We start from the raw sequence: 6,835 nt of genomic DNA on the forward strand, positions 1-6,835 counted from the left end.
TCAGCGCGAAACTCGCGCGCCGCCGCCCCGGCGTGCGGCCAGCCGCGCCCGCGACGCGCGCCGAGACTCGGCTGAGCGGACTGTTTCGTGGCTCGGGAGCCGCGAAAGTGTCCGCGGGGCCGAGTCTCGGCGTCGCGGCCGGCGCGCAGCGCGGCGCGCAGCGCGCGGCGCGCAGCGCGCGGCGCGCAGCGCGCAGCGCGCGGCGCGCAGCGCCCGCGCGGCTAGCGCGCCGCGGCCGCCAGGCCGTGCGCCTCGGCCACGGCGGCGTTCACGACCTGCCCCGCGTGCACGTTCACCCCGAGCGCCAGGGCCGGGTCCGCAGCCGTCGCCGCCTCCCACCCCTGGTTCGCGATCGCGACGGCGTACGGCAGCGTCGCGTTCGTCAGCGAGATCGTCGAGGTGCGCGGCACCGCTCCCGGCATGTTCGCCACGCAGTAGAACACGGTGTCGTGCACGGCGAACGTCGGGTCGTCGTGGGTGGTCGGGTGCGAGCCCTCGAAGCAGCCGCCCTGGTCGATCGCGATGTCGACGAGCACCGACCCGGGCTGCATGTCCGCCACCATGGCGTCGGTCACGAGCTTCGGCGCCGAGGCCCCGGGGATGAGCACCGACCCGATCACGAGGTCGGCGTCGCGGAGGGCCGAGGCGATCGCGTGTGCCGAGGAGCGCAGCGTCGTGATGCGTCCGTCGAACCGGGCGTCGAGGGCACGCAGGCGCGGCAGGCTGATGTCGAACACGGTGACCTCGGCGCCGAGGCCGAGCGCCATCGTCGCGGCGTGCTCCCCCGCGACCCCGCCGCCGATGACGACGACACGGCCCTTCGGGGTACCGGGGACGCCGCCGAGCAGCAGCCCGCGCCCGCCGTGCGCCCGCATGAGGTGGTTCGCACCGACCTGCGCCGACAGCCGACCGGCGATCTCGGACATCGGCGACAGCAGCGGCAGCGACCGGTCCGGCAGTTGGACGGTCTCGTACGCGATGGCCGTCGCACCGGAGTCGATCAACGCGTCGGTCAGCGGTCGGTCCGCCGCGAGGTGCAGGTACGTGAACAGGACCTGGCCCGGGCGGATCGACGCGTACTCGGCGGCGACCGGCTCCTTGACCTTGAGGATCATCTCGGCACGCGCCCAGACCTCGGCGGCCGTCGGGACGATCGTCGCGCCGGCGGCCGCGTACTCGGCGTCGGGGAACGAGGACCCGTCCCCGGCTCCCGACTGCACGAGCACCTCGTGGCCGTGTAGCGCCAGCTCGGCGACGCCGGCCGGGGTGGCGGCGACGCGGAACTCGTTGTTCTTGATCTCGGTGGGGACGCCGATGAGCATTGCGGACTCCTTCGTGGGCGGTGCGTACGTCCTCACCATTGAGCGCCGGATTCGTTACGGCGACGTTTCCTCCGAACATCCGAGCGATCGAGCGCGAAATCGTCCGACAGGATTCGGCGGAACGGTCAGAACACCTTGCCCGGGTTCAGGATCCCCGCGGGGTCGAACACCCGTCGGATCCCGCGCTGCAGCTCGAGCACGTCGTCCCCGAGCTCGTCGCCGATCCACCGCCGTTTGAGGACGCCCACCCCGTGCTCCCCCGTCAGCGTCCCGCCGAGCTCGATCGCCGCGCGGAACATCGCATCGGCGGCGTCCCACACGTGCTGCGGCACCTCGTCGCCCGCGAACACGAAGTTCGGGTGCAGGTTGCCGTCACCGGCGTGCGCGACGGTCGGGATCGCGACGCCGTACTGCTGCCCGATCGCCTCGACGCGCGCGAACATCTCGGCCAGCCGGCTGCGCGGCACCGCGACGTCCTCGATGAGGACGCGGCCCCGCGCCTCCATGGCCGGGTGGAACGACCGCCGGATCGTCAGCAGGCGGTCGCGTTCCGCCGCGGAGCCGGCCAGGTGCACGGTCCCGCCCTCGGCCTGGAGGCGCGGCACGGCACCCAGCGCGGCCTCGGTCGCGCCCGGTCCGTCGTACTCCACGAGGAGGAACACCCCGCCCGCCGCGCTGCTCCCCACCGTCTCGGCGATCACCTGCGGCCCGAGGTGGGCCGCGATCCCCTCGAGCGCGGCGGCGTCGAGCAGCTCGACCGTGGACGGCCGGTCCGCTCCCGCCACGACGGACGCCGCGGCACGGGCGGCCGCCTCGACGCTCGGGTAGACGGCGCCGAGGGTCGCCGGCTCCCCCGCCGGGACCGGCACGAGCCGGACGGTCGCGCCGACGATCACCCCGAGCGTGCCCTCGGACCCGACGAGCAGCGCCGTGAGGTCGAGTCCGGTGACGCCCTTGACGGTGCGGTGTCCGGTCGAGACGAGGCGTCCGTCCGCGAGCACGACGTCGAGCCCGAGCACCGCTTCCCGCGTGACGCCGTACTTGACGCACCGCAGCCCGCCGGCGTTGGTGGCGATGTTGCCGCCGACGCTCGCGATGGCCGCACTCGCCGGGTCCGGGGCGAACCGCAGCCCGTACTCGGCCACCTCGGCGTTGAGGTCGCCGTTCAGCACCCCGGGCTCCACCACCGCGTACTCGTCGTCGACCGAGACCCGCACGATGCGGTCCATCCGGGCGACGCTGAGCACGACCGTGCCCTCGGTGCCGTTCGCGCCGCCGGCGAGGCCGGTGCCCGCACCGCGCGGGACCACGGGGACCCCGAGCGCCGAGCACGTGCGGAGCGTGGCCTGCACGTGCTCGACCGTCCGGGCCTCGACGACCGCGACGGGGCCACCGGGGGCGACCCAGCCGGACTTGTCGGTCCGCGCGGCGTCGAGCACGTCCCGCTCGGTCCGGACGAGGGTGCCGTCCGGATCGGCGAGGGCGGAGCGGAGGGCGGTGACGACGGTGTCCATCCGGCCACGCTACGACAGCGCGGCGGACGCCGGGGTCAGTGCGCGCGCAGCGACTCGCTCGGCAGCTCGCCGAACCGCGCCCGGTACGTCGCCGAGAAGCGTCCGAGGTGTCCGAACCCCCACGCCCGCGCGATGTCGGCCACCGAGGTCGCGTCGCGGTCGCCGCGCACCAGGTCCGCGCGGGCGCCGTCGAGCCGGACGCTGCGGAGCAGGTCGCCCGGCGTCTGGTCGAGGTGCCGCCGGAGCGACTGCTGCAGGCCGCGCGGACTCAGGCCGGCCGCGGCGGCGATCTCCGGCGTGCCGATCGGCTCGCGGGCGTGCTCGTGCACGTACTCGAGGGCACGTCGGAGCCGGGCGTGCTCGGGCCCGCTGCCGGTGACCGACGTGCGCCAGCGGCTCCGTTCCGGGAAGGCCGCGACGGCCGCGCGCACGAACGCCTCGGCGATGTCCCGCTGGGCGAGGGCGGTCAGTTCGTTCCCGACGTCGAGCCACGTCGCCGAGTGTGCCCGCACGACCGACTGCCACGCGCGCATGCCCTCGACCGTCGGACGGCGGAGCGGCTCGAAGGCGAAGTCGTCGTCGCCGACGACCGAGCGCACGAACCCGGCGTCGAGGTGCACGAGGTTCAGCCCGATGTCGCGGTGGTGGAGCGCGTAGGTGTCGGCGAAGGGCAGCACGACCGGCACGCCCGGCTCGAGGTGGACGTCCGCGCCGTCGTACGAGATCGTGCTCGCCCCGCTCCGCAGCCAGGCGACGAGGAACGCGTCGTCGACACGGCTGTCGCTCCGCAGGTCGACGAGGAACCGCGACGAGCGGAGGGACAGCCGGTCGTCGCCGACGCCCGCGAACTCCCACCGGGTGTCGGTGCGGGTGCGGCGGACGGCGGGCGAGCGGAAGGCGTAGTCACCGGCGAAGAAGGCGAGCGCCTGGTCGACGTCGGTGCCGGCGATGCGCCGGGAGTACCGCGTGTCCCCGGACCGGCGAACGCCGGCGGCGTGGCGGGTGTCCATCGTGGCGACCATGTCGAGGAACCTACGGGGCACCACCGACAATCCGGGCCCGCGGTCCGGAGGACCCGGACCGTTCAGGGCTGCAGGATCGCCTGTCCGACGCTCTCGTCGAGGATGAGGTCCGTGATCAGCCCGGCGGCGAGCGCACCCTTCAGCGACGCGGCCTTCGAGCGTCCGGCGACGACGCAGACCCGGCGCGGCGCGCGCTTGATCGTGTCGAGGTCCGGGGCACCGGCGCGGGCGTTCACCCCGATGTCCTTCCACGACCCGTCCGCCCGGTAGAACACCGTCGAGACGTCGCCGACGACCTGCGCCTTGGTGAGCTCGTCGCGGTCGGACGGGTCGAGGTACCCGCCGGAGTAGACGTGCGAGGGCACGGGCGCCTGGGGCGCCCCGACGCCGAAGACCACCAGGTCCATCCGCTCGTGCAGGTCGAGCACCCGGCGGATCGACCGCTCGCGGAAGAGCGCCTGCTTCGTGGCGGGGTCGTCGAAGAACGCCGGGACGGGGAACTGCTGCACGAACGCGCCGTACGCCTCGCCGAACCGGCGGAGGATCTCGGACGCGTAGACGATGCCGGTCGTCCGGGTGTTCGCGGCGCCGTTGATCTGGACGACCGTCGAGCCGTGGGTGGTCTTCGGCACGAGGTACCGGCTCACCGCGCTCACGGTCGAACCCCACGAGATCCCGATCACCATGTTCGACTCGACGTACTGCGTCAGGATGCGCGCAGCGGACAGGGCGACGCGTTCGAGCCGGTCGACGTCGCTCGTGTGGTCCGGCACCGGGACGACGTGCGCGTGCACCCCGAAGCGGGAGCGGATGCTCCGGCTGAGCGCCGCGGCCTGGTCGAGCGGCGATCGGATCTGGATGTCGACGAGCCCGGTGTCCCTGGCGTACTTGAGCAGGCGGGAGACCGAGGACCGCGAGGTGCCGAGCTCGTCGGCGATCGCGTCCATCGTCAGGTCCTGCAGGTAGTACAGGTGCGCGGCGCGCAGCGCCTGCTGCGTGCGCATGGGCTGCGCTGCGTCACTCATGGGAACTGAGCATGCACGGACGTGCACGGCCTCTGCAACCCCTGTCGCGCCTCGCGGCCCTCCTCCGGCCACTCCGGACACGTGTGCTGCACGTTCGTGCACGCAAGTTGCCCGCCCTCTCACCGAGGCGCACGATCGATGACGAACCACCACGGAACCCACGAAGGAAGCGACGCACCAATGTCGAAGAAGACGCAGCCCCGGAACACGGTGAACGCGCTCACGGAGCGCCCGAACGCACAGGTCCTCGTGGTCGGTGGCGGCATCAACGGCATCGCCACCTTCCGCGACCTCGCCCTGCAGGGAGTCGACGTCGCCCTCGTCGAGCGCGGCGACTACGCCTCGGGTGCGTCCGCCGCCTCGAGCCACATGATCCACGGCGGCATCCGCTACCTCGAGAACGGCGAGTTCCGTCTCGTCCGCGAGAGCGTGCAGGAGCGCAACGGCCTCATCCGGATCGCCCCGCACTACGTCAAGCCGCTGCAGACGACGATGCCGATCTTCTCGACGTTCTCGGGCATCATGAACGCCCCGCTGCGGATGCTCACGCACAAGCAGCGCTCGACGAAGGAGCGCGGCGCCGCGCTCATCAAGATCGGCATGACGATCTACGACTCCTTCTCGCGCGACGGCGGCTCCGTCCCGAAGCACCGCTTCCTCACGAAGAAGGCGGCGCTCGAGGACATGCCGGCGCTCAACAAGGACCTCAAGTACACGGGCACCTACTACGACGCGTCGGTGCACGAGCCGGAGCGCCTCGCGCTCGACGTGCTCAAGGACGGGCTCGCCGCGGGGAAGGGCGAGGGCTCGGCGTCGACCGCCCGCGCCGTCAACTACGTCGAGGCCGCCGGCACCCGTGACGGTGGCGTCCTGCTCCGCGACCAGGAGACCGGCGAGGAGTTCGTCTTCACCGCCGACGTCGTCGTGAACGCATCCGGCCCCTGGACCGACCTGACGAACCAGGCGTTCGGCGGCGCGACGACGTTCATGGGCGGCACGAAGGGCTCCCACATCGTCGTCGACAACCCCGAGCTGCTCGAGGCGACGAAGGGCCGCGAGCTGTTCTTCGAGAACAACGACGGCCGCATCGTACTCATCTACCCGCTCAAGGGCCGGGTCCTCATCGGCACGACGGACATCGACGCCGACCCGTCGAAGCCGGTCGTCACCACCGACGAGGAGATCGACTACTTCTTCGGCCTGGTGCAGCACGTCTTCCCGCAGATCGCGCTCACCCGCGACCACATCGTCTACAGCTACTCCGGCATCCGGCCGCTGCCCCGCCACGAGGACACCGCGCCCGGCTTCGTCTCGCGCGACTACCGGATCGTCGACACCCCGATCGCCGGGCTGCCGCACTCGACCGTGCTGTCGCTCGTCGGCGGCAAGTGGACGACCTTCCGCGCCCTCGCCGCGCACCTGTCCACCGACGTCACGACCAAGCTCGGCGTGACCCGCACGGTCGACACCACCGGCATGCCGATCGGCGGCGGCAAGGACTTCCCGACCACGGACGCCCAGCGTGCCCTGTGGATCAAGTCGCACCGCGACGGCCTCGACGCCTCCGTCGTCGAGGGACTGCTCGAGCGCTACGGCACCCGTGCCGCCGAGGTCGTGGACGTCCTGGTCGACGGCCCCGTCGAGCCCCTCGAGTCCGACCCGGGCCTCACCCGTGCCGAGGTCGCGTACTTCGCCGAGCGCGAGCAGGCCGTGCACCTGGTCGACGTGGTCCTCCGGCGCACGAACCTCGCCTTCGTCGGCGGAGTCACGATCGACCTGCTCGACGAGCTGGCGGACGTGCTCGCCGGGTCGCTCGGCTGGACGCCCGAGGAGCGTGCGGACGAGGTCCAGCACACGCTCGACGTCCTGCGCGAGGCGCACCGGGTGATCGTGCCGCTGACGTCCGCGTCGCAGCTCGCGTAGTCCACGCGACCGACCACGGAACGGGAGGC

At 72.7% G+C, this 6,835-nt stretch carries 5 protein-coding genes; 1 reads left to right on the plus strand and 4 read right to left on the minus strand.

All coding sequences use genetic code 11. The annotated features are described in order from the left end of the window. Positions 1-221: 221 nt before the first annotated feature. From ald to I5E_RS03455, 4 genes are all read right to left on the minus strand, one after another. A complete protein-coding gene (gene ald, locus I5E_RS03440) occupies positions 222-1,322 on the minus strand; it encodes an alanine dehydrogenase (protein ID WP_022905762.1) in 1,101 nt (366 codons plus the stop codon). 125 nt (positions 1,323-1,447) lie between these two features. Then, the gene (locus I5E_RS03445; RefSeq protein ID WP_022905763.1) at positions 1,448-2,836 is read right to left on the minus strand and encodes an FAD-binding oxidoreductase; all 1,389 of its coding nucleotides are present in this window, start codon (positions 2,834-2,836) and stop codon (positions 1,448-1,450) included. A gap of 35 nt (positions 2,837-2,871) precedes the next feature. Next, positions 2,872-3,858: a helix-turn-helix transcriptional regulator gene (locus I5E_RS22525; RefSeq protein ID WP_022905764.1), complete on the minus strand. Its 987-nt coding sequence runs from the start codon at positions 3,856-3,858 to the stop codon at positions 2,872-2,874. Between the two features lie 62 nt (positions 3,859-3,920). Then, the gene (locus tag I5E_RS03455) at positions 3,921-4,883 is read right to left on the minus strand and encodes a sugar-binding transcriptional regulator (RefSeq protein ID WP_022905765.1); all 963 of its coding nucleotides are present in this window, start codon (positions 4,881-4,883) and stop codon (positions 3,921-3,923) included. Between the two features lie 180 nt (positions 4,884-5,063). On the opposite strand from I5E_RS03455, the gene I5E_RS03460 reads away from it, so the two are divergent. Then, positions 5,064-6,806: a glycerol-3-phosphate dehydrogenase/oxidase gene (locus I5E_RS03460; RefSeq protein ID WP_022905766.1), complete on the plus strand. Its 1,743-nt coding sequence runs from the start codon at positions 5,064-5,066 to the stop codon at positions 6,804-6,806. Positions 6,807-6,835: the final 29 nt, after the last annotated feature.

The sequence above is a fragment of the Curtobacterium sp. B18 genome (assembly GCF_000333375.1).
Classification (GTDB): Bacteria; Actinomycetota; Actinomycetes; order Actinomycetales; family Microbacteriaceae; genus Curtobacterium.